Source organism: Paenibacillus sp. FSL E2-0178, assembly GCF_038593005.1.
Lineage (GTDB): Bacteria > Bacillota > Bacilli > Paenibacillales > Paenibacillaceae > Paenibacillus_AQ > Paenibacillus_AQ phytohabitans.
Genome location: NZ_CP151953.1, coordinates 6,434,996 through 6,459,369, shown reverse-complemented (window position 1 = coordinate 6,459,369; position 24,374 = coordinate 6,434,996). Strand labels below are relative to the sequence as shown.

The 24,374-nt window shown below is 52.9% G+C and carries 19 protein-coding genes; 7 read left to right on the top strand and 12 right to left on the bottom strand.

Annotated features, from left to right (window positions below; translation table 11 throughout):
- Positions 1 to 48 precede the first annotated feature (48 nt).
- From MHI42_RS28090 to MHI42_RS28070, 5 genes are all read right to left on the bottom strand, one after another.
- Positions 49 to 744, bottom strand: a complete 696-nt coding sequence (locus tag MHI42_RS28090; protein ID WP_342421312.1) for a BofC C-terminal domain-containing protein — start codon at positions 742 to 744, stop codon at positions 49 to 51.
- Positions 745 to 897: 153 nt separating this feature from the next.
- A complete protein-coding gene (locus MHI42_RS28085) occupies positions 898 to 2,142 on the bottom strand; it encodes a serpin family protein (RefSeq protein WP_342421311.1) in 1,245 nt (414 codons plus the stop codon).
- A 111-nt stretch (positions 2,143 to 2,253) separates the two neighbouring features.
- Positions 2,254 to 4,380, bottom strand: a complete 2,127-nt coding sequence (locus MHI42_RS28080) for a CocE/NonD family hydrolase (RefSeq protein WP_342421310.1) — start codon at positions 4,378 to 4,380, stop codon at positions 2,254 to 2,256.
- A 13-nt stretch (positions 4,381 to 4,393) separates the two neighbouring features.
- On the bottom strand, positions 4,394 to 5,560 hold the full coding sequence (locus MHI42_RS28075; protein ID WP_342421309.1) for a membrane dipeptidase: 1,167 nt from the start codon (positions 5,558 to 5,560) through the stop codon (positions 4,394 to 4,396).
- A 454-nt stretch (positions 5,561 to 6,014) separates the two neighbouring features.
- Complete coding sequence (locus tag MHI42_RS28070; RefSeq protein WP_342421308.1) at positions 6,015 to 6,989, bottom strand: ornithine cyclodeaminase family protein; 975 nt, start codon at positions 6,987 to 6,989, stop codon at positions 6,015 to 6,017.
- A gap of 122 nt (positions 6,990 to 7,111) precedes the next feature.
- On the opposite strand from MHI42_RS28070, the gene fabV reads away from it, so the two are divergent.
- The 4 genes from fabV (at position 7,112) to MHI42_RS28050 (ending at position 10,301) form a co-directional block, all read left to right on the top strand.
- Positions 7,112 to 8,302, top strand: coding sequence for an enoyl-ACP reductase FabV (gene fabV / locus MHI42_RS28065; protein ID WP_342421307.1), 1,191 nt, complete (start codon positions 7,112 to 7,114; stop codon positions 8,300 to 8,302).
- Between the two features lie 166 nt (positions 8,303 to 8,468).
- Positions 8,469 to 9,059 carry a PadR family transcriptional regulator gene (locus tag MHI42_RS28060; protein ID WP_342421306.1) on the top strand — a complete coding sequence of 197 codons (591 nt, stop codon included), beginning with the start codon at positions 8,469 to 8,471 and terminating at the stop codon, positions 9,057 to 9,059.
- On the top strand, positions 9,052 to 9,828 hold the full coding sequence (locus tag MHI42_RS28055) for an EFR1 family ferrodoxin (RefSeq protein ID WP_342421305.1): 777 nt from the start codon (positions 9,052 to 9,054) through the stop codon (positions 9,826 to 9,828). The genes MHI42_RS28060 and MHI42_RS28055 overlap by 8 nt, the downstream gene beginning before the upstream one ends.
- Positions 9,829 to 9,842: 14 nt before the next feature.
- Complete coding sequence (locus MHI42_RS28050) at positions 9,843 to 10,301, top strand: hypothetical protein (RefSeq protein ID WP_171720857.1); 459 nt, start codon at positions 9,843 to 9,845, stop codon at positions 10,299 to 10,301.
- Between the two features lie 200 nt (positions 10,302 to 10,501).
- Here MHI42_RS28050 and tnpB read toward each other — a convergent pair whose 3' ends face one another.
- On the bottom strand, positions 10,502 to 11,623 hold the full coding sequence (tnpB, locus tag MHI42_RS28045; protein WP_342421304.1) for an IS200/IS605 family element RNA-guided endonuclease TnpB: 1,122 nt from the start codon (positions 11,621 to 11,623) through the stop codon (positions 10,502 to 10,504).
- A gap of 193 nt (positions 11,624 to 11,816) precedes the next feature.
- Positions 11,817 to 12,575 (bottom strand): SDR family oxidoreductase, encoded by a 759-nt coding sequence (locus tag MHI42_RS28040; RefSeq protein WP_342421303.1) that lies wholly within the window; start codon positions 12,573 to 12,575, stop codon positions 11,817 to 11,819.
- Positions 12,576 to 12,870: 295 nt separating this feature from the next.
- On the opposite strand from MHI42_RS28040, the gene MHI42_RS28035 reads away from it, so the two are divergent.
- Entirely contained in the window at positions 12,871 to 14,004 is a 1,134-nt protein-coding gene (locus MHI42_RS28035; protein WP_342421302.1) for a glycoside hydrolase family 88 protein, read from the top strand.
- A gap of 76 nt (positions 14,005 to 14,080) precedes the next feature.
- Here MHI42_RS28035 and MHI42_RS28030 read toward each other — a convergent pair whose 3' ends face one another.
- On the bottom strand, positions 14,081 to 14,236 hold the full coding sequence (locus MHI42_RS28030) for a hypothetical protein (RefSeq protein WP_171720854.1): 156 nt from the start codon (positions 14,234 to 14,236) through the stop codon (positions 14,081 to 14,083).
- A gap of 283 nt (positions 14,237 to 14,519) precedes the next feature.
- On the opposite strand from MHI42_RS28030, the gene MHI42_RS28025 reads away from it, so the two are divergent.
- The gene (locus MHI42_RS28025) at positions 14,520 to 15,386 is read left to right on the top strand and encodes an AraC family transcriptional regulator (RefSeq protein ID WP_342421301.1); all 867 of its coding nucleotides are present in this window, start codon (positions 14,520 to 14,522) and stop codon (positions 15,384 to 15,386) included.
- Between the two features lie 411 nt (positions 15,387 to 15,797).
- Positions 15,798 to 16,640, top strand: a complete 843-nt coding sequence (gene yidC, locus MHI42_RS28020; protein WP_342421300.1) for a membrane protein insertase YidC — start codon at positions 15,798 to 15,800, stop codon at positions 16,638 to 16,640.
- Between the two features lie 183 nt (positions 16,641 to 16,823).
- On the opposite strand, the gene MHI42_RS28015 is transcribed toward yidC, so the two are convergent.
- The 4 genes from MHI42_RS28015 to MHI42_RS28000 all read right to left on the bottom strand — a co-directional run bounded on the left by MHI42_RS28015 (position 16,824) and on the right by MHI42_RS28000 (position 24,203).
- Positions 16,824 to 20,600 carry an Ig-like domain-containing protein gene (locus MHI42_RS28015; RefSeq protein WP_342421299.1) on the bottom strand — a complete coding sequence of 1,259 codons (3,777 nt, stop codon included), beginning with the start codon at positions 20,598 to 20,600 and terminating at the stop codon, positions 16,824 to 16,826.
- A 124-nt stretch (positions 20,601 to 20,724) separates the two neighbouring features.
- Positions 20,725 to 22,278, bottom strand: a complete 1,554-nt coding sequence (locus MHI42_RS28010; protein ID WP_342421298.1) for an ABC transporter substrate-binding protein — start codon at positions 22,276 to 22,278, stop codon at positions 20,725 to 20,727.
- A gap of 38 nt (positions 22,279 to 22,316) precedes the next feature.
- The gene (locus tag MHI42_RS28005) at positions 22,317 to 23,201 is read right to left on the bottom strand and encodes an ABC transporter permease subunit (protein ID WP_171720849.1); all 885 of its coding nucleotides are present in this window, start codon (positions 23,199 to 23,201) and stop codon (positions 22,317 to 22,319) included.
- 15 nt (positions 23,202 to 23,216) lie between these two features.
- Entirely contained in the window at positions 23,217 to 24,203 is a 987-nt protein-coding gene (locus tag MHI42_RS28000; protein WP_342421297.1) for an ABC transporter permease subunit, read from the bottom strand.
- Positions 24,204 to 24,374: the final 171 nt, after the last annotated feature.

The following is a 24,374-nucleotide window of genomic DNA, read 5'->3' as shown; positions in this document are numbered from 1 at the left end:
CCCGTGAGCCTCCTGCCCACGAGTCTTCAAACAGTTATATCCTTCACTTCATTCGGCATGCATCACCTGTTCCGCCGAGTCCCGCGCATAGTCGCTGAAGGTAGACAGTACACTGTTGTACTCCTCCATGTCCTGCACCCGGATGCCCTGATGAAGCTGCTCCCAGATCCCCTCCGGCAAAGAGGATTTCATCGAGCCCATATCCAGCTGAAAGAAGGTCTTCATCACCTTTTCTGATGTCGGCGGTCCTTTGAACAGCGTCAGATTCCCCTGTTCATCCACTCCGAAGTAGGCCTCTTTTTTGGTGAGCGGCGACAGATCATTAACTCTCTGCTCCAGCCACAAATCGCCTTCCTCGCTGAGCCAGCCGCTCCAATCGGAATGCTGTCCGATCATCATCTTCAGCTGGGCCGGTGTCTGTTTGCCAGGCAGTGTCTGCACCTCTTCACCGGATACATAAATTGTCTTCAGGTGCACCGTTCTGCTGACCGCTTCCCGGTTGACCGCTTCAAGCAGCTCTTTGCTGTCCATCACTGCAGCTTCATCTTCTGCTTCATTCCCTGTATGGTTATAAACGGCTGCCACAGCCGGAATACTGCTGCCGGGTTCCCGGTTCTGCTCCTCTATTCCGCTTAGTGTTCCAGGCAACGTCCAGGCTGTATGCTCCAACAGCAGGCTGATCTCTTCCGGAACCTGCATGCCACGCCAGGCCAGCACCGTAAGCGCGATGCATGCCGCCCCCACCCAGGGAGCCTTTTTCCAACGTCTCCACCGCCGCCACAGTTGTTTTTTCAAGCGAAAAGCATTCACGTTAATCCCTTCATTCTGGTTTTTCCCTATTGTGACCTGTGAAGGGAGCATTTATGCGTTTTTGCTTGAAATTCATTCCAAGCGGAATTAATCTGTGTCCAGCGGATTCTCAATGGCTCCGAGGAACAGGACCACCTGAGTCTGTACATCCTTGATCATGAACAGAAACGGCCGGTTGACCGTCATTTCAAAAGGCGTATCTGCAGGAGCAGCTGATCCTGCCCGCATCTGGATCACTGTGGACGCCGCCGCCTCTGTTCCCCGCTCATTCACATCGATGTAGGTTTTGTGGATGACCTTGCTTAAATAAATCGGGCGATTCAGGTCCGCCAGCAGCGGGAAATCCCCCTGGTCCGGGTCGAAAGCCAGCTTCACACCCAGCGCCTGCAGAACCTTTGTAAGCTCTGCCCCGTAGCCCGCTGTAAAACGCGGCAGCCGCAGCGTCCCCCGGGCACTGGCGAAGCCCTCATCAAGCGGGAGGCTGCCCGCCGCAAGCTGATCCGCAAGCTCCTGCAAGGAAGATTCCCCGCCCGGCAGGATTACGGTCATCTCCATCTGGCCCTCTCCATAAGGAAGCTTCACAGCCTGCCAGTCCTCATTCTCAGCATACTGAAAATATCCGCTCCGCTTCATCATCATTGCCCGCACTGCTACCCCGTCCGGGGGATAGAAGTCTGCTGGCGCAGTTGCCTCCTCCGGAAACACATCACTCCAGCCGGCTTTGAGATACAGCGCGTTGACAAGTACCGCCACAGCCTGCGGTCCCGGCGGCTCCGTGAGCATTTCATTAATTCTATGCTCCGTGTGGTCCGAGACCCAATCATTAATCTGCGTCACAGATTTCTCTGCAGCTAAGTCTGTCGCCCTGATCTCTGCGTTATAGAAATCCTTACCTGTCTTGAGATAGTCCTTGCGCAGCGGCAGCCCCTTCATGCCCCAGACCGAATTCGCGATCTTCAGCTCAATTCCCGGTCCGGCGTCATTCAGCAGCTGCAGCAAAGCCTGATGGCCGGTATTCAGCTGCTCCCGCTCATCAGGTGCATAGCCCAGTAGCGTTCCCAGCTCCTCTGCTGTCTCTCCGTCCGCACCGTTATAAGCAAGGGCCAGCGCAGCGGCAACACTATAAGGTGACACCGTCAGATTCCCGCCGCCCGGCTTCCACAACTGGCCAAACAGCATCACGCCCAGCCGGTTACTTCTCTCGGCCAGTCCGAAATCAAGCCCGGCTGCAGCTGCCTGTCTCTCTGAATAGCTCATTTTGGAACCTCCTTTACTGCAGCCGGCCAGGAGCAGCACGGCTAACAAGAGTACGGATATTCTTTTGATCATCATAGCTCCCTCCTTGAGTTCATCCGAAGCGGCAAGGCTATGTACCAGATGCCCTTTCACATTCATGGACGATCCCAATTGGAAAAAGTTGCAAATGACCGGCTTAGATATTCATTAGAAATTCGGCACCACTGGCAGCTTAATATGGCTCGGATACTCCTGGTTATGGCAGATCGTCTGCTGCACAATGACCGCTTCCGTATCTTCATACGGATTGTTTCCGGTGTTTGTGTTAGGAAAGGCCACGAATTTGCTGGAAGAAGTGATTGTGAAGCGGACCCGGTGTCCCGCGGCAAACGAGTGGGCGATGTTCTGCATGAAAATATCGTACCGCTCCACCTGCCCCGGCACCAGCAGCTGCGGCTGTTCCAGCCCGTGCCGGTATTTCGCCCGCACGATGTAATTGGACAGGCGGATGGAATCCCCTTGTTCATTCACATCACTCAGCGTCACGACCCAGTCCGTATCCAGACCTGAGCTTGCCGCATAGATGACCGCAGACAGCTCACCGGCAATGGTCAGCTTCTCCGCCAGCGGCTCACTGGTATAGACAACGATATCGCTGCGCAGCTCATGCTTCCGCATATTCTCCGGCTCCCGCTCGCCGCTGTCGGCCACCGGGTCAGCCGGATTATAGATGTAAGTGTCTGCTGCTGAATGTTCCTCCGGCTCCATAATCAGCCGTCCATCGCCCAGGGATGAATTCGCCCGGCCGTCTCCGCCCAGATAGAACGGAGTTATCTTTGCTTCTGCCGGTGTCCAATCCTCCGAGGTTCTCCAGCGGTTCTCGCCCACCACATAATAGGAAGCCCGCGGCTCCTGGTCGATGCCGTTCGGAATACCTTTCAGGAACCGGTCAAACCAGCGCAGCACAGATATATCATAATCGTACACCACTGCATCATTGCCGAAGGATACGTCCAGCAGATCCCGCGCCCGGTTCGGTCCGTGCTCCCAGGCACCTAGGCGGATTTTGCGGCTCTTCACATCATGCTCCGTCAGCATCCGCCAGGTCTCCGATACCCCCGGGCTGTCACCGTCATACCAGCCGGAGATCACATACATCGGAACCTTAACCTGATCTCCGCGTTCGGTGAACGTACAGTTTCTCCAGAAATCGTCATACTCGGGATGCTGGCTCCACAGCTCCCATGGCCCCGAAGTGCGGCCAATCATCTGCTGCGGGATATCCCTGATGGGTCTGGCATCGACCGCCGCTTCCGGGTCCACTGTAATGCCGCCAAAAATATCAAAGTCCGTCCGCGTCCCCACCGACTGCGCAAGCGTCCAGGACAGCAGCGGCCAGGAGCAGAGCGTTCCTCCTTTGCGCGCGGTGTCCACGAACGGCGAACCTACATTAACCTCATCCACCACCGCCAGCAGGTTCGGGTGACCGCTGGTAGCGGCTGCTACAACAACATAGCCGAGGTAGGAGGCGCCCCACATTCCAACTTTGCCGTCAGACCATTCCTGGGCAATAATCCAGTCAATGGTATCGTAGCCGTCATCGCGTTCATTGTAGAACGGGATCAGCTCACCTTCCGAATCCGCGCGGCCGCGTACATCCTGGGAGATCACGGCGTAGCCTTTGTTCGCCCAGCGCATGAAGATTTCTTTTTTACCATTCCGGTCGTAACAGGTTCTCACCAAGATAGTTGGCACCTTCGTTCCCGGCTCAAGACCTTCAGGAAGAAATACATCGGTAGCCAGCTTCACGCCATCCCGCATCGGCACAAGATACGTTCCCAGATCGTTCACACCATATTCCGGCTGCGACAGCAGCGGTTCAGCATAGAGGGCGAGCGGGGTCAGCTGCTCATATCCTGCCTTAACGATCAGCTCAATGCCATAGCGGTTAGGGGTCAGAAAGGCGATCACCTCCCCGTCCAGCGTTACAATATCCAGCGCCGTGCCCCCGCGGTAAGCCCATACCTGCGAAGTCCGCTCTACACCGGAGATCTCCGCCTGATAGGTAATATGCTTCTGATATTTGTCCCCGTTCTTGAGGATAACCTCGTCCCCGGCCCATTCCGCATCGGTGTACACATGAAGCTGCCCCGCGATCCGCGCCAGCGGAAGAACATATTTCGCGCCAGCATCCAGCACATTCTCCTGCATCTGTGTGCGTCTGCGGGTGTCAACCTTGGCGTGCATGACCTCCTTGTCCGTGAAACGGATAGTGCCGCTATATATCCCCGAGCAATAGAAGTTGAAGCTTGTCTGCTGTAAGTATGAATTCATCTGTAAAAGTCCCCTATCCGCAAATTTGTTCGAACACACGCAGCCAGTTGCCGCCCATAATCTTAGCGATCTCTTCATCACTGTACCCGCGCGCCACCAGTCCCCGCGTGAAATTACTGAAATAACTGTATTTCTCAAGCCCTGCTACGGTTTCCGTGGAGGGACCATCCCCTTTGGCGAACCCCAGCTTAGGTGCAATCTGCTCCTTGAAAAAGACCAGTGACCACTCCAGGTCACTCATAGGCCAGTCCGTTCCGATACCCACATGCTCTACGCCTACCAGCCTGATCACATATTCAATATGGTCCAGTACATGCTCAATGGTGGTATGGTCCGGATCTTCATGCACAAACCACGGCATCGCAAAAATACCAATCACCCCGCCGGTCGCAGCAATCGCGCGGATCTCCTCGTCACTTTTGCAGCGCATATGGGGGTAGATAGCTTCCACGCCGGTATGCGAGGCGATAACCGGCGCCTTTGAGGCCGCACAGGCATCCAGGGTGGTCTGTCTGCCGCAATGTCCGGTATCGGTGATGATTCCCAGCGCATTCAGCCGCTCCACAAACCGCAGGCCGTATTTGGACAGCCCGCCATTGCCCGGCTCCGCACAGCCGGAACCTATCAGATTCTGGTTGTTGTACGTTAGCTGCAGAATCCTTAGACCAAAGCCATGCAGCGCATCGAGCAGCTCCAGATTTTTCCCCAGCGCATCCGTTTCCTGTGCCGTTACAATCCCTGCCTTCTTGCCCTCCCGTTTAGCCCTGCGGATATCCTCCGCCGTCAGTGCCTTCACCAGCCAGTCTGCGGAATCGAACTGCAGCTGAACCTCGCCCATACTGGTAATCATACTTTCTATATCATTCAGGTGCAGTTCGCGGTTCCCCGCCGTAATGCCGGACTTGTACCATTCCTCTTTGTACTCCGCAATCTCACCACTGGCCGACAGCCGGGTAATGATCTGCGCCGGCATGGCGCTGTAGACCATCGGTTCATCCTTGTACGGCTCGCACAGCTCCTTCACCTTAAGCGAGACGCTCTCCGGGATAGCGCTTGGGGACAAGGGCCCCTGGAACAGCAGATCAATATTGATATTCTCCTCATGCAGGCGTTTCGCCCGCTCCTCCTGTGCAGCACTCAGTCCGAAGTCATACCAGCCTTCCCGTTCCTGTAAACTCAATTGATCCAGCCCCTCCTCCATGAAACTACCTGTATTTACTTGATGCTCGTTCGTCCCTACGGTGAATATTTGGGCTTCCGGCTGCCGCCGCTCCTGCCATTTCAGAAATCGCTTGCTGAGGCTTTGCAGTAACCAATTACGCTAAGCTTAACTGCACTTTGTACAACTAAACCGTCTGATTTTCAACCGATTATCCGTTTAGTTGTATTTCGTGCAATTAAACTGACCAATGTAGAAGGTTCTCACCCATTCGGGCAGATTTAGTTGTACAGACTACAGTTATAAGAGGCAAGCAGCTCTTTTCACTGTTTTTAATTGTACATTATACAACTATCACTGAAGATTGACTTGGAGCTGAATACATCCATTGCCGCTTGCTGCATTGTTGAATCGACACACTTCATTAGATCTGATGCTGGACTAGTTACTCTTAATAAGAAATGCCGAGTTCTATTTAAAATGAAATCTCCACGCCTTTATGCAGAGCAACCGCCTGTTTATAAATATAGAAGGCTGCGGCAAGATCCTGAACGGCAAGCCCCAGTCCCTTAAAAAGCGTAATCTCATTGCCGCTTCCCCGGCCGGGGATACGCCCCTTCAGCAGCCCGCCAATTTCGCCAATAATATGGTCCGCCGTAATCGCCCCTTCGCTGAGCGGGATCAGATAATCCCCCGCTTCATGGACCGCCGACTCCAGCCGGTCCACATAGAGCCTCGCCCCGGCTACCAGCGCCGTGTCCAGCTCCCGTTCATGCGCCCTGCATGCGCCGATCGCATTGATGTGCGCGCCTGGCTTCACCCAGGCGCCGTGCAGCACCGGCTCCCCCGCCGCCGTTGCCGTACAAATAATGTCCGCGTCCATCACCGCGTCCTGCACAGACAGCGCTGCCGTGATCTCTGCGTTCCACCGGCTGCTCATGGCATCGGCGAACGCCCGGGCCTTGCCCGGCGTTCTGCTCCAGACTTTGGCGCGCTTAATGCCGCGCACCTGCAGCATCGCTTCCAGATGGCTCCGGGCCTGCTCCCCGGTGCCGAGAACCGCCAGGGACTCCGCCTCTTCCCTGGCGAGCAGCTTCGTCGCCGCCGCACTGACCGCCGCCGTGCGGATGGCTGTAATCGACTGGCCGTCTACCATGGCCAGCGGCACGCCGGTGGCGGCGTCGAACAACGACACCATCCCCTGATGCGACGGCAGGCCGCTCCCGTGGTTGCCAGGGAATACGCTGATGATCTTGGCACCAGCAATCCCTTCACGCCGCAGATACCCGGGCATCAATCCGAGCACATTCCGCTCCTCCAGCGGCAGGACCTGGCGGAGACTCTGCACAGCCTCCCCCTCCGACAGATCAGCGAGGACGGTTTCCATCACAGCGATGCAGGACTCCATCGTTAGAATCTCCGTAACTTCCTTACCGTTTATTATCAGCACCTATAGACCCTCCCGGATTCCTGGTATCAAAAAATGATTCAAGCTTATCTTTCTATGCCATCATTTGCTATACTCTATATTAGCGAAAAAAGTTAAAAACTAAAACAAAGGGGATATCCTTGATGATTATTCAGCCAAAAACACGCGGCTTTATCTGCACGACTGCTCACCCGGAGGGATGTGCCGGACAAATACAGGAACAGATTGACTATGTACGGGCACAAAAGAAACTTACCGGTCCGGCCAACGTGCTGGTCATCGGCGCTTCTACCGGCTACGGGCTGGCTTCACGGATTGCTGCCGCATTTGGTGCAGGTGCCAACACCATCGGCGTCTTCTTCGACAAAGCCGCTGAAGGTGCCCGCACAGCATCCGCAGGCTGGTACAATTCCGCTGCTTTTGAGCAGGAAGCGGCCAAGCTCGGCCTGAAATCATTCAGCATCGTCGGCGATGCCTTCTCGGATGCCATTAAGACCAAGACCATCGACCTCATCAAAGCTGAATTCGGCACCGTTGATCTCGTTATCTACAGCGTAGCTTCCCCGCGCCGTACCCATCCCGTTACAGGAGAAGTCTTCTCCTCGGTTATTAAGCCGGTTGGGTATGCTTACACGAACAAGACGATGAACTTCCACACCGGGGAAGTATCTAATGTTACTATAGAGCCGGCAACGGATGACGAAGTCCGCCAGACGATCGCAGTTATGGGCGGAGAAGACTGGGGCATGTGGATCAATCAGCTGCAGGAAGCAGGCGTGCTTGCAGACGGCGCAACAACCGTGGCCTATTCCTATATCGGACCTAAGATCACCCATCCCATCTACCGGGACGGAACCATCGGCCAGGCGAAGAACCATCTGGAACAGACGGCGATCTCGTTGAACGAGCAGCTCTCTGCTACAGGCGGACGGGCCTTCGTCTCCGTGAACAAGGCTCTGGTTACCCAGTCCAGCTCCGCCATCCCTGTGGTGCCGCTGTATATTTCCGCACTCTATAGAGTCATGAAGGAAAAAGAACTGCACGAGAACTGCATTCAGCAGATGTACCGCCTGTTCGCAGACCACCTGTATAATGGCGGTGAAGCGGCAGCAGACGGCAGCCACCTGATCCGGATTGATGACTGGGAGATGCGCGAGGATGTGCAGATCGAGGTCATGAGACGCTGGAACGAGCTTGAAACGGATAATGTTCCTGAACTTGCAGACCTTAAGGGCTACCAGGATGACTTCTTCCATCTGTTCGGCTTCCGCACCGAAGGCGTGGATTACGAAGCCGAGACCGACCCTGCTGTTGCTATTCCCAATATGGTATAAGCGTTCCGCCTAATACATGAAGCCGTTCCCTTCACCGGGAGCGGCTTTTTGGCGTGCAGATTCCAGGTTATCGCTCCAATTCGGGCATAAAATAACGGTTGACTTTAGATAATCCTTGCAGTATTTTATATCTAAAAGATATATCTTACAGATTGGATGCGTGCATATGGCTGCTAACAGAAGCAAGACAGGTTACGTGTTACTGGGACTATTAAACGAAGAGAACTTGACTGGGTATGAGATCAAAAAAATTGTAGATACCCGGCTTTCCTTTTTTTGGAGTGAGAGCTTTGGCCAGATCTATCCGGAACTGAAGCGGCTGGCTGCGGGGGGCCTGATCGCTGTGTGTGAGGAACCTGTTTCTGTGGAAGGCAAGAACAGCAAACAAAGCATCAAGTACCAGATAACCGCATCCGGAAGATACGAATTACAGGAATGGCTTAAGACACCGGTGGAAAAAGAAACCGTACGCTACGAGCTGCTGCTTAAGCTGTATTTTTCCAATTCCTCCTCATCCGCCACCATGCTGGAGTATGTCCGGGAGTTTGAAATCAACCACCGGCGGCAGCAGCAGCTGTTCGGCAAATTCGAGGAACAGCTGAAGCAGAATCTGGATGTCCACAGTAATCACAGCCGCATTCTGATGGTCCTGTCCTTTGGCCAGAAGCTGTGGGAGTCTTATGCGGACTGGTGCGGGCAGACCATAGCTTTGCTGGAGCAGGAAATCGCAGAACAGGAGAACCCGCCGAATGAATAAAACCGTGGATTTGTATTACTTTTCCGGTACGGGCAATACGAAAGCGATTGTAGACTTCGTGTGCAGAACCCTTAAGACCTATAACATCCGCATCTCCCTGAACCTGATCGGCAGCGGATATATGCCAAGCAGTCCGGTTAATGACCTGTGGCTTGCCTTCCCGGTCAATTCGCAGTCCGTATCCCCGTTCATCTGGAGATTCCTCCGGCGGCTCCCGAAGAGCCAGGGCACCAAAGTATATGTGATCGCTACGCTCAATAACTCAGCCCATATTCTGGAGCCGCTCTATACCCTGCTGAAGAATAAGGGCTACATCCCTGTCTCCGCCTGCGAGATCAGTATGCCTAATAATATGCTGAATGCTGAAGCAAGACCGGAGGAGGATCAGGCCCGGCTGAGCGCAGCCTATCAGAAAGCTGAGACTTTTATCCATCAGGCACTTGCCGGTGAATCCGCCTGGAAGTCAGAGTATCCCGGGTCGAAGGCCGTCTCCGTTCTCTCCAGAAGAACCGTGCTGCCCTGGATGTCGATGCGGCTGATGCTCAGATTGCGGACAGTCCCCTCCAAGTGCATCAGTTGTGAATTATGCGTTCTGCAATGTCCCACCGGTAATATAGTAGTGGTCGATGATCTGCCATACCATGGGTACAAATGTGATTTCTGTATGAAGTGTGCGGCAAACTGTCCGCGGAACGCAATCGTAGTATCAGGCAAAGACAAACTTCATTTCCGCAATGCCAGAATGCATAAATCTACTTTGGAACTATAGGATGGAGAGTTCACATGGGTCTGCACATTAAAGGATTCATCATACCCTTATTAGTATTGCTGCCGAATCTGATCTTCATTTTCTTCCCGCCCCGGAATGCTCCTGATTCTTTGGCCTCTACACCCCTGATCTTCACGATCTTGGAGCGGGCAGGCCAGATCACTTGCTTCATGATGCCTATTCTCCTGGGCCGTAAGCTTGCAGAGCAGTCCCTTGGCCTGTCTGCCGTGCTGATGGCTGTCTGCCTGCTGATTTATTATGTATGCTGGGCCCGCTTTTACTGGAATGCGAGAGAATTTGCCGTGTTATTCACGCCTTGGCTTGGAATTCCTATTCCTATGGCCGTCTTTCCGGCAATCTACTTCATGCTGCTTGGGTTCTGGCTTGAGTCCTGGCTGCTCCTGATCCCTGCATTCCTGTTTGCCGTGGGTCATTTGGTGAACAGCTGGAATGTTTATACTCAGGTCCGCTAGAAGCCCGCTGGTACCCGCCTCATAACATATCGATCCTGTCTTTCTTGAATTCTCCCCCACTTAGCTAACGCTTGAAGTGGCGGATTCTTGCGAACAGAAGAGTACCCTCTTCTTATGGAGCAAGCGATCCCTGCGTTCCCGCAGTTTTACATTTTTGACGCAAGTGAAATGTTGAATTCTATCGTTTGGTTAGGTGGCGGTTAAACCGCTACTTGTTCAATATTGTGAGCGGCGTTTTCGTCACGGTCATGGATCGTCCCGCAGGCCGTACATGTCCATTCCCGAACGGACAGGTTCTTCACCTCGGGGTGGATCGTGCCACACACATGGCAACGCTGACTGGTCGGCTCAACCGTGTCGGCGATCCGAAGATTTCGTCCATACCATTTCGCTTTATACGTCAGCTGTCGCACCCACTCGCCCCAAGACGCATCAGCAATGGATTTTGAAAGCTTGGGGTTCTGAATCATATTCGCCACACGCAGATGTTCGATACTAATCGTTTGGTTTTCACGAATCAGTCTCGTGGTCAGCTTGTGGAGGAAGTCATTTCGTTTATTGGCAATGCGTTCGTGAATACGAGCGATATGCTGCCTTGCTTTCTTCCAGTTGGAGCCGCCCGGAGTACGCCGAGCCATCCGCCGCTGCCAAAGCGCCAGCTTGTTCTCGTATTGACGGTAAAAGCGAGGATTGGCGATATGTTCCCCGTTTGAGCATACTGCATATTCTTTCAAGCCTAAGTCGATGCCAATAGGTGTATCCACTTGGGGCAGAGGGTTCTTTTGAACTTCGCAAACGAGCGAAACGAAAAATTTCCCGCTGGCGTTTTTACGAACGGTAGCGGACAATATCCGGCCTTCCAGCTTCCGGGAGTTTGCAAAACGTATCCAGCCGACTTTTGGGAGCTTCAAGCGACTGCCCTCCATGGCGATATTCCCGTTGGTGAATTTGGTCGTGTAACTTTGAATCGGATGCTTTCGGCTCTTGAAGCGTGGCGCTTGATTTTGCTTTTTGAAAAAACGATCAAAGCTATCCGCCACATGACGAGCAGCCGACTGCAAAGCGATGCTATCGACTTCTTTCAGCCAGTCGTATTGTGCTTTTAAACCGGGGAGTTGTGTTGCACAAGCGTGATAAGACAAGCCTTTTCCCGTTTCCACATACCTTTGATTCCAAGCTTCCAAGAAGTAATTGAACACAAAACGGCAGCAGCCAAACATTCGACGAATGAGTTGCTTTTGCTCTGTATTGGGGTAGATCCGATATTTATAGGCTTGATGAACCAGGGGTTTTGAAGAAACCTCCTGCGCAGACACGAGCATGTGCAACACCTCCTTTTAGTGATCTCATTCATATTATAGCACATATGTTCGTCTTGAAATCGAAAACTGCTGATTCATCCCCACCCTATCGAGGTGGAGTATTCTCAGCTTTTTTAGATAAAAAACCGCCATTCCCATCAGGCTGAAGTTTTTGCAAACTTGCCCGGAGGATGGCGGTTTCTTTGTAGATCTATTAAGCTTCTGATACAGAAGCTGCAAGCCAGTCCGTTAACCGTGTCGGCGCAATTCGCGGATGGTCTCCGGCCGGAACAAGCGAGTGATCCTGCAATGCTGTTCCGAAATAACGTGCCTCCGAATCGCCGACCACCTGACGCACATCCCCCTTAGCCTTCAGCGCTTGCCGGACGAATTCATCCAGAGGCAGCTTATCCGGTCCGGCCAGGTCGGCTATCCCGTTCACTGGGGCTTCAAGGGTATAATCAACCAGCGCAGCTGCTACATCCTCAGAGGCTATGGGCTGTACCCAGGCTGAAGGCAGGCGGACGACATCCCCTTCTGTAGCGGTATAGGCAATGCCCTCGGCGAAGTCGAAGAACTGAGTCGCACGCACGATGGTGTAGGGAACCGGGGAAGCCTGGATCAGCTCCTCCTGAGCCATTTTTCCGCGGAAATAACCGCTCTGCAGCAAGCCGTCAGTCCCCACTACAGATAATGCCACATGATGCTTCACTCCTGCTTCAGCTTCAGCAGCCAGCAGATTTCGGGTCGTTGTCGCAAAGAATTCCAGCACAGCATCGTCTGCGAACGAAGGTGAATTTGCTACATCAACAACGGCATCAGCCCCTTTAAGCGCTTCTGCCAGCCCCTCACCAGTCATAGCATTGATGCCCAGAGAAGGTGATGCAGCCACAGTCTCATGACCCAGCCCCTGAAGCCGGCTCACCAATTGCTTTCCAATAAGTCCGCTGCCGCCAACCACTACAATTTTCATGTCTATTTCCTCCTGGTTTATAGCCTATATCCATAGGCCGGTATTTAGTAAACGCTTTGCAACAGACACAAACCGCCCTGCCACGGGCGCTCTGCCTCCATCCTATTTTCTTTGCTGTACATCCTGTAGACAAACTAGACCGGAGTTCTGTGACAAACAACTCTCTCCCCGCGTAACAGGTTCCGGCACCGTTCCTACTAAACCGCAATTCACCTAAGAATTCGCGCAACAAACCAACATAGCAGCAGGCTTATAATAACCATAAGAACAATATAGCGATATTATGGAGGTTATTATGAACTGGAAAAATGCGATTGAGCACACGCTCTCTACCACCCGCCTTAACATCAAGCGCTTTGGTGACAAATCTCCAATTGTAAGCATGGGCGACGGCAAATATCATCTGACAGACCATACCAGCTGGACGGAAGGCTTCTGGTCCGGTATCCTGTGGCTGAGCTATGAATACAGCCAAGATCCGGAGATTCACGCCGCCGCCATCCGGACGGTTGAGTCCTTCAACAATCGCATGATTGCCGGAAAGGAGCTCGATCATCATGATATCGGCTTCCTATATTCACTGTCCGCCAAGGCACGCTGGATCACCGAGAAGGATGAGGCTTCGCGTCTGCTGGCCTTGCAGGCAGCTGATGTACTGATGAAGCGCTGGCGCTCTGCCCCGCAGCTCTTTCAGGCCTGGGGACCGGAGGGTGATGCAGACAACGGGGGCCGGATTATTATCGACTGCCTGATGAATCTTCCGCTGCTCTGCTGGGCCACTGAACAGACCGGAGATCCCAGCTATGCCGAGTATGCCCGGATTCACGCCGAGAAAAGCCGCCGCTTCCTGGTGAGGGGAGATGACTCCTCCTACCATACTTTTTATTTTGACCAGCAGACGGGGAATGCCCTGCGCGGAGGAACCGCACAAGGTTATCAGGACGGCTCCACCTGGACGCGGGGACAAGCCTGGGGGGTCTACGGCTTTGCTTTAGCTTACCGCTATTTTAAAGAGCCTCATTATCTGGAAACCTCCAGAAGAATGGCCCGCTATTTCCTGGAGCATCTTCCCGCCGACCATGTCGCGTATTGGGATTTCGATGCCCTGCAGGAGGAGTCCACTCCACGCGACAGTTCAGCTTCCGCCATCGTTGTATGCGGTCTCCTTGAGCTGCTGGAGCACCTGCCGGAGGAGGACCCGGAACGGGCATGGTATGAGGAAGCCGTCAACAAATCGATGGATTCTCTGCTGAACCGCTACTTTACCGCCGGCAGCCCATCGGAAGAAGGCTTTCTGCGTCATGGCTCCTATTCAGTCAGAGGGAACTCATCTCCGGATGATTTCATGATCTGGGGGGATTACTTCTTCCTGGAGGCGCTGCTGCGTCTGCAGCAGGGTGTTCCGGGGTATTGGTACGAACGAGGATAGCATGTACTGCATCTTCATTGACTAGAATCTGATCTGCTGGTGCGCAACATCAACTGTGGCATCCGGTTGATACCCTTTATACCGGCAGCCCCCCTTCCGTGAGGCCTGCCGGTTTTTGCTGCACGAAATACAACATTCCCCTCATCAAATCGTCCCAAATCCGGAATTGTTGCAGAAAATGCAGCAATTCTCCTCCTCCAAGCGGCTTAGCGGGATGATTCCTGTATTTCATACAACAATTCTCCCGAACGCCCTGGTATCCGGGAACCAAAGCTGTATTACTTACAACATTTTAGGAGTGGAGGATGGGATTTTCACAGTTACCCTGCCACAGAGCCATGGATTGGCTGGTTATTTGGTTGCTTGGTTCGTTCGTTGCTTGGTTGGCGATTGTAGTCTTATAAGAGTGGCCGAAATCGCAGTTTTATTTTTGCCAGCCGCCTATTTATACTGAAGTTAGCAGTAATGGAATTAATAGCAGTAAACTATGGTTGATAAGGGAGCGTCGCATAAGCATGGACAGGAATAGTAACAATCATCTGCCCGAGGGAATGGACCCCGGTTTGTTTATGTACAAATATAAATATATTGACGGCGAATCCCTCTATTTTCATGCGCATAGGGGAATTGAAATCCTGTACATTTACAGCGGCTGCGGTGAGATCATGGTGGAGAATCAGACCTACCCTATTGAGGATCATACACTGGTTTTGTTTCAGCCCTATCAGCTGCACCGTGTAATGGTTCCTCCGGCAGAAGGCCGTTCCTATATCCGGACCAATCTGACCTTTGATCCTGGTTTCATGGACCATTATCTTTCCGCGTTCCCTATCCTGGGGCAATTCTTCCGGAACCTGTGGAGGGGCAGCCTGCGGCAGCCGGTATTCTACGGAATGAATGACACCCGGATTCCCGAGGTGCTGAAAGAGCTGCACCAGTGCACCGAGCACGCTGCTGCCGGACAGGAAGAGAACACAGGAATTCTCATCCTCCAGCTTATCCGGCTGTTTCAGACCCGGCTGCCTGGTGTCCTGTCCGAAGACAATCTCCTTCATTCACGCGGCAGCTCACATGTCCAGCGGATTACCGAATGGCTGGATGAACATTACAAGGAGCCATTCAGCCTTGAGGCGCTGGCTGCCAGCCTGCATCTGTCTCCCTACCATATTTCGCATGTATTCAAACAATATGCCGGCATCACACCTTCCGAATATCTGATGCAGCGGCGTGTCAGAGAAGCCTGTATCCTGCTCGCCAACACCAGCCAATCCATCGGGGAAATCGCGGTAGAAGTAGGTAATCTGTCCCCGTCTTATTTCAGCCAGATGTTCAAGAAGAATAAAGGAATCTCCCCCGAGAAATACAGGAACAGCATCCATTGAATCTATAACGCGGTGAACCGCTTTTAAGGTTTTAAGTTAACAGGCAGGTTAATGAAACCACACAGTTCTTCGAATCGTATAACCATTATTCAAATTTTCCCAATACAGCTCATACGGAGGTGAACTTGACTGGAGCATTTTTATGACTTGGTTCAATTGGCATTCTCAATTGCGCTCATCTCTTCCTTAGTGTTAATTCCATTCACCCATTTTTCTTTACAAGAGATACACTGGGGTCATGAAACAATTGCTGCAGCCGGTTCAACCTGGTATGTGGCTGTCAGACTGTCTCAACCGGGCAGCATTCAGAAGTGGATAGTACGTACCGTCAGACGAAGAGAAGCACCTGATGATGAAGACCATAGTCCTTCCCCACATTGATATCCATACTTTCAATTAGGGAGGACAACGATGAAAAAGATTATGTTGCTACAAAAATGGGCCAAGCCCATTCTCGTCATCTTGATTGGAGTTATTCCGGTCATTATGCTCAGCGGGTGTTCGGCAGCATCCCAATCCAATCCGATTAATGCCGGTTCACCAGGGATATTTAACCATTTTTTCATTTATCCATTTTCGCTCTTAATCAAATTCTTTGCGGATACCTTTCACGGAGACTACGGATTAGCGATCGTGGTGATGACATTCATCATCAGACTTGCGATCCTGCCGCTCATGATGAATCAAACCAAGAAACAAATGGTTATGAAAGAAAAGATGGCCGTCCTCCAGCCGGAATTAACTGCACTTAAGGAGAAGTATAAGAACGATGTCAGTACGGATGCCAAAAAACAAGAGCAAACCGAGATGATGCAGCTCTACCAGAAGCATCAATTCAATCCCTTAAACATGGGGTGTTTACCGATGCTTCTCCAATGGCCGATCACTCTCGCATTTTATTATGCCATTCGCCGTACCCCGGAGATTGCCGCTCACGATTTTCTGTGGTTTAACTTGGGGACAACAGATATGATTTTGCCGCTGATTGCGGCTGCGGTGTATTACGTTCAGTTCCGTGTGTCTCAATCTCTTTCAGTACAGCCTCAGCAGAATCAAAATAGCCAAATGGCTTTTATCGGATTGTTATCACCGGTTATGATGGGTTTATCTTCTTTTGCTATGCCCGCCGCGTTGCCGTTATATTGGGCGGTAGGCGGTATATTCATTATCATGCAAACGGTGATACTCAATAAAATGTACACGAAGACAAATGCAGCGGGTAAAAATCTGCCTGCCAGTGTAGAAGATTTATAAGATTTTAACCAGTCGTAGAACAATATTAAATACAAGGCATCTGAGGCGCAGCCTCGGATGCTCTTTTTTTACCTTGGTGGCTCGTTAACGTGGGAACATAAATGCTCCTCTTAGATTCCCAGCCTGCTCAACTGTAAAAGCGCCCTTCCCGCAGGAAGAGCGCCCTCGAAGCTTAGATTGGATTTACGGCAATACCGAGAAGATAATATCGTCGAACAGCATATAGGCGAAGCCGCTGGTATAGAAGCCGACCTTGCCGGACGGGCGGTGCCCCGGATCGCTGCCGGAGAGCCTTGGCGAGCCGTCCACAGATACGGCAATATCTCCGTCCCGGGCCGTCACCTTCACCTCATACTCCGTATCCGGCAGCAGGTCATGTCCAGGCAGGACCGTCTCGGTCAGCTTCTGCCAGGCTGTGTCATACAGGATCCAGGCGGAGGTTCCGTCTGCCCGGGTACGGTAGCCGATCCGGGTGGATCCGGAGCTGTCCTGGCGGTCGAAGATGTACAGGATGCCGTTATCCGGCATCACTGGCGGCGTCTTCAGCTTGAACTCCAGCTGATAAGAAGTGAAGCTGCGGTCGAGCAGGCCGGTAGCACCGTTCAGCAGTTTATAGCGGCGGTTCCCGTCCGGATCAGCGGCGATGCTGCGGTTGGGATCTACCGGCCAGCCGTTGCCCCCGTTCTCGAAATCCGTCTCATGCATGATGCTCGAGACGGTTACTGTAATATCCGTCTTAATGAGCGGATTTACCGTTGACACAGCCGAGATAAGGGTTTCCCCTTCGTATACGGCGTGAACCACTCCCGTGCTATCCACCGTGGCAACCGCCGGATTGGCCGACTGCCAGGTTACGCTTGTGTCCGGCGTATCCGCAGGATCAAAGGCCAGCTGCAATTGCCGCTGTTCCCCTGCGGCAATACGCACCTTGCTCTCCGCCGGAATGATTCCGGCCAGCGTAGTCGTAAGTGCCTTGAACTGAATGTCATCGAAATGCATCTGGCTGACATTGCTGACATAGAAGCCGACTTTTCCTGCCGCGTTATGCCCCGGATCATTGCCCTTCAGGCGGAAGGCTCCATCCAGATAGACGCTGATGTCGCCCCCCTTCACCAGCATCTTAACCGCATACTCCGTATTCGGCTGCAGATCATGTCCCGGCAGCTTAACCTCCTTCAGCACCGTCCAGGCCGAATTGTACAGCAGCCAGGCGGAGCTTCCGTCCGCCCGCGTCTTGTACCCGATCCGGCTGGAGCCGCTGCCAACTTGACGGTCGAAGATATACAGGGTCGCATTATCCCCTATAACCTCAGGTGTCTTCAGCTTGAAGCTCAGTTCGTAATCGGAGAAGGACTTGGCACTGAGCGACGAGGCTCCGTTCAGAATCTTGTACCAGCGGTTCGTGCCAATCTTCTCAATGCTGCGGTTGGCATCCTGGAGCCAGCCGTTCGCACCGGATTCGAAATCCGTGAAGTCCATCACGCCGTCCCCTGCCTCCACGTTCACCGTAACCGTGGCCGTCAGCAGCGGATTCTCCGCCGAGGCTACCGTAATGACCGTGCTGCCGACCGCCTGGCCGGTTACAATACCTGCCGTATCCACAGCTGCGATACCGGGATCGGCCGAAGTGAAGGTCAGGATGGGATGATCCGCGTTCCAAGGAAGCACCGCCGTGCGCAGCTTCAGCGTTTTCCAGCGGTCCACGGTAACTTCGCTGTCATAGACGGCTACTCCCTGAACAGGATAACTGTCCGTGCCTGCTGTCGTGCCAGCTTTGCCAGTAACGCCGATGTCGTTAAACGGAATGTCTGGAAACCCGGGAATGACATCGAAGACATCTGCATCCGGCCGCAGCGACAGATCGCCTCCCGCCAGGTCGGTGAAGCCGGGATCTGCGGCAGTCACCCAGTTATTGGCGTACTGGACCAGCCCGAACTTGTCGTATGCCCCGTACACATTGGTCGTTACACTGCGCGGAACCGACGGGTTGTAGACGACATTCCCCTGGAACGTATTGGTGTCGGGATAATACCGGTTCTCCGTGAAGAAATCCGCCAGCTCGGGGTACTTCGTCAGATACGGGGTTCCGGTGAAATTATTGTTTGCCGCGAACAGCGCCTGCCACTTCGGCATGTAGTTCAGCGGTACCTGATCATCCGGCTCATCGCCCAGGAACATATCCGCATAATCATAAGGAATTTTGCTGTCGATAAAAATATTGTTGCGGGTCAGGATATGCGCGCCGCCGTTGTTTTTAATAGCCGAATTGCCCATCTTGTAAAAAATATTCTCGTCGATAGTCAATCCCATCGTGAAGTTGTCGGGATATACGCCCTCCACTCCGGCCTTGCTCTCGCCGATGTTATGAAAGTAATTGCGCCTGATGACCGTGCCCCGCTCATGGGGCTGCTCGCCGGCGTTCATGTAGATCGCGCCGAGATCCGAGAAGGTGGTGCATACATCATAGATCTCGTTATACTCCACGGTATGATCATTGCCGAAGATCAGCACACCCGGATGGGGCGCATCATGCAGCTCGTTGTGCGACATGCGGTTGCCGACGCCGGACAACAGCACCCCGGGATTGTAGGCTTTGTGATAGTAGGCAAAATCGTGAATATGCGAATTCTCCACCACATTATTCCCTGGCGCAAGCGTCGTTTTGTTGCCGCCCGCCAGCGTGACGGCGGTGCCGCCGATATGGTGAATATGGGTGCTGATGATGGCGTGGTCCGTTCCCGGTGCTCCTTCAAAGTTGTTGTAATAGAACCGGCTCTGTGTGTTAACCAGTACCCCGCTGTTGGTGAAATTGCGGATCTCGCTGTTCAGAATACGCATATGGCTTCCGCCCATGAACACTGCAGCAGAATCGCGGCCATTCTCAAGCACAAGCTCGGAGAAATCAATGTACGAAGCATTGAGCGCGTTAATCATCGGACTCTTCAGCATCGTCACTTCAATATCCGGGTTATCCGCTGCAAACTCGGCGTTCGGCAGGAAATACAGCTTGCCCGCCTGGCGGTCGATGTAATATTCGCCCGGCATATCAATTTCCTCCAGCAGATTTTGCGCGAAATGGAAGTCCGGATACCAGTTCTTGAAGATGCCGCTCATTTCCCCGTAACGGAGGGTGATGCTTCGGGCAGCCGTGTCAATGGAAGCAATCTTGTTATACGACCATTCCCAGCTGTAGCCAAAGATCCCGTCCAGCCAGATATCATCTGCCTGGGTCCAGTACTGGGGCCGGTCATACGTATAGGTGAAGGTGCCGCCACGCGTATGCACCTCCCCGTTCGGGTCCTTCCTTGTCGGGCCGGGATCAAGGATTTCATCCATCTGGACGGTGCTCTCATTGGGCCAGCGGGCCAGCGTCATGCCCTGCCCGGCCACATACAGCTCCATCGGCGGCACCTCGCTCAGATCATTGGCCAGATAATAGCCATGACGGCTGAGCTGACCGTAATCGGTGATCCCGAGCGCTGCAAGATCCACCTCCAGCACTTTGGTTCTAGCCTCTGTACTTATAATACGGCTGAGCACCGACGTGTCCGTAACCGGAACGAACGCTGACTTGGCCAGCTGCTCCGAACCTGACAAAGTCACGGACTCACCCGGATAAGCCGTGTAAGTCACCGGCTTGCCGGCTTCGCCTGAATCCTGCTGCCGCAGCTCAAAGCTGGACGTCCGTTCATACCTTCCTTCGCGTAAATACACAGTGACGCCGCCCTCCGGCAAGCCTTCCTCCGCTTTCAGCGTCCGGATGGTATCCCGGGCTTTCTCCAAAGTCAGAAACGGGGCATTCTGCGTCCCATTATTGGAATCGCTTCCATTTGTGGCGACATAAATGACCGCCCCTGGAGTCGTGCCCTCCGCTGATACAGTACCCGCAATCGGCGGGGCAGGATTGATCGTGAACAACATACTGGCGGCAAGGGCTGCAAGCAAACGTTTTCTAACCAAGGCTCCTCTTCCTTTCCGGTTGGAATGATAACGGCTCCGCCGGTATTCTATCTTGGCGAAGCCATCCATGAGCAGCAGGTTCCTGTGATCTCCTCCAAAGGTGCAGGTATATTCTCTATGAGGCTTATTTCTTCAGACCTTTATCCTTAAGGAATTGCTCGAATTGTTTGGTTACCTCTGCTACATATTTCTCTTCGCCCGCTTCCTTCAGCTTGCCGTATAATGCAGGCCAGGTCTCTTCGAAGTCGAGTGTTCCGGTAACCAGTCCCCGTTTATATTCACCCCAGACCGCATTCAGGTTGGCGATCTCCGTATTCACCGGTTCGGAATTGAACTTGAAGGCACCTACAGGATTGACCTCTGAAGTGGAATTGATCTTTTTGGTCTCTTCCCAGACATTCTCCGGCTGTCCTTCTTTCAGATAAGAGTTGAATACGCTACCAAAAACCCAGTCCACATTCGGCAGATATCGGGAATCAGCCTTTGCCTTGATGTAGTCCCCATTGGTTCTGTCATAGTGCTCACCAACAACACCATTGCAGAGCAGATTGTACAGCTCCTTATCGGTATTCACCAGATTCAGGAACATCATCGCACGCTCCGGATTAGGAGCCGTACGGCTGATCGACTGGTTGGTCGTAGCCGAATAGCCGTTGGAGAACCAGTCACTAAGCGGAACCGTGATAACCTCGTTGCCGCCGTTTTTGGCCTTCACCTCAGCTTCCACACCCGGCTTCAGAGTAACGTTGAAATCGACCGCAATTTGGCCTTTCACCAGATAATCATTCATTTTTTCTGTAGCTGCATCCTTGTAAATATAGCCTTCCTTATACCACTTGCTGGCCAGCCGGAAATTGTCCAGCTCTTCCTCAGGATAGCGCTGCAATGTATACGTAGGATCATCTGTTTTGATATAGAAATGGTCATCGAGCCCCGGAACTACCCAGTATTTGTCGTCATGGGACTGCGGATTAATGAAGGAAGTGCCGAATAGGCCAAACGGAATGATGTCCGGTTCATTTTGCTTGATTTGGGCCAGGAACGGTTCAATATCGGCAATTTTTTTAATGGAAGCGGTATCAAGATTGTACTTGTCAGCGAAACGTTTCTGGATAATAAATCCGTAGCGGGAGCCGTTGATCTGCTGGTTCGGGATACCGTAAATCTCCCCATCGACCGACAGACCGTCCCACATCACCTGCGGCACATCCGCCTTCAGCTCCGGCGCGTATTCATCAAGCAGGGCATCCATCGGCTGGATGGCTCCTTTGCGCACCAGCTCTTCGGGCTTCAGCATGTAGCCGGTCCAGAGAATATCGAACTTCTCGCCCGCCGCAAGCACCGTGTTCATCTTCTGCACATAGTCCCCGATGGCAACAGGCATCAGCTTCACTGTGGCATTAATCTTCGCCTTCACCAGCTTGTTGACTTCCTCCTGCACCTTCTCCTGATCAGCCTGCAGCTGCGACAGCGGATAATACCAGGTCAGTTCGACCGGCTTCAGCTCGCCTGCATTTCCTGATTCCGGGGCCGCACTTTGCGCGGTTTCCGCTCCGCCGCTTCCATCGGTACCTTTCCCGGCATTACTGTTACCGCCGTTATTATTGCCTCCGCAGCCGGATAGCACCGATGAGGCGAGCAATACGGATGCCAGAACTCCAAACAGCTTCCTTTTCATGTAAGTGACCTCCTGTACTTTGTACATGTAATTGTATGTTAACCCTTTAGGGAGCCAACCGTAAGCCCTTTGACGAAAAACCGCTGGAAAAACGGGAAGATCACCAGCATCGGTCCGCCGGCCAGTACGGCAATCGCCATCCGCGCCGAGCTGTTGGGGAAACTCGATAGATCGATGCCCAGCTGTCCGGTAAATTCAGAGTTCGTAGTGAGAAATTCGATGCTGTTGAGCGTCCGCACCAGCAGCAGCTGCAGCGGCACCTTGTTCGGATCGTCGATGTAGAGCATCGCGTTGAACCATTCGTTCCAATACGTGAAGGAAATCAGAAGACCCAGAGTAGCCAGCGCAGGCGTCGACAGCGGCAGGATAATTTTGAAGAAAATACGGAATTCCCGCGCCCCGTCGATTTTGGCCGATTCAATGATCTCCAGCGGAATTTTGGACATGAAACCTTTCATGACCATGATGTTGAACGGTGACAGCAGAATGGGCAGAATCAGCGCCAGCAGGCTGTCTTTCAGATGCAGATATTGCGTAATAAGAATGTAGGAAGGAACGAGTCCCCCGCTGAACAGCATGGTGAAAAATACATAGAAGGTCGTCGCCCGGTTATACCGGTAATCCTGCCGTGAGATCACGTATGCAGTCATCGCAGTCAGGAGCAGGCCGGCCAGCGCACCAATAATGGTCACCGTGAAGGTTACCCCGTAGGCCCGGAGCAGAATGTCAGGAGCGTCCAGCAGATAGCGGTAGGCATCCAGACTGAAGGTTGTAGGGATAAACTGATACCCGTTTTCGGTCAGCGACTTCTCATCCGTCAGCGATACGGCGATGACCAGCAGAAACGGCAGGACGACCACAATCGACAGCACCGTAAACAGCAGATTAATGAACAGCTTGGAAAATTCGAATTTTTTGCCCACGCTAAGGGCACCTCCTTACCACAGGGAATGTTCAGAATCAATTTTGCGCACGATTCCGTTTGCCGTCAGCACCAGCACCAGACCCACAACCGACTGGTAAAAGCCTGTAGCCGCAGACATGCTTACATTGCCGACTTCACGCAGCGCACGGTACACATAGGTATCGATGATATCCGTAGAGCCGTAGAGAAAACCTGAGTTGTTCGGGATAAAATAATGCAGGCCGAAGTCGCCGCGGAACATGTTGCCGATGGACAAGATCAGCATAATGATGATGATAGGGGCCATCAGGGGGATTGTGATTTTGAACGCCATCTGCCGTTTGGTCGCCCCGTCGATCCGCGCTGCCTCGTAATATTCGCTGTTAATGCCAATAATGCCGGCAAAATAAATCAGCGTGTTGAACCCCACCACTTTCCATAATTGAACCAGAATGAGAATCACCGGCCATGGCCCCGCATTCTGGTACCAGCTCACCGGATTCAGCCCGAAGGATTCCAAGGTGCGGTTGATGAAACCATCCGAATGGTTCAAGAAGGCATAGGCCACATAACCCACAAGTACCCAGGAAAGGAAGTGTGGCAGAAACAAGGCTGTCTGGTAGAACTTGCTCCACTTGGCCTTGATTTCGTTCATCAGAATCGCCAGCAGCAGTGCTGCCGAGGTACCTACCACAATGTAGGCGGTATTATATAGAACCGTATTACGGGTTATCCGCCACGCCGTATCCGTAGTGAATAAATAACGGAAATTATCCAGTCCCACCCACTTGCTGCCGAAGATGCCGAGATCATACCGGTAATTCTTGAAGGCGATAATCAGGCCGATCATTGGAATATACGCAAAAATCAATTTGTACAGGAGTCCCGGCAGTGAGAGCAGAAACAGCTCCCGGTTGTTCCGGAAATGGTGAAGCTCTCTTCCAATCCACGTTCTTCTGCGCGTTCCCGGCGGCGTACCTGAACTTGCTCTTTGTTCCGCTAGTGGAACCTTATTCAACATAACCAAAGCCCCTTCCTTTCCTTCCTTAGCTGCAGCTGGTTGCCTGTGTACCAGGCTTTGCATGACTAACAATAGCGTGAATTAAGCTTCGGCGTTACTGTACAATTGCAAGATTGCTGTAAAGAGGGGCTGTATTGTTGCCAGTTTCCTGTTCCGGCCGGGCGAAGCCAT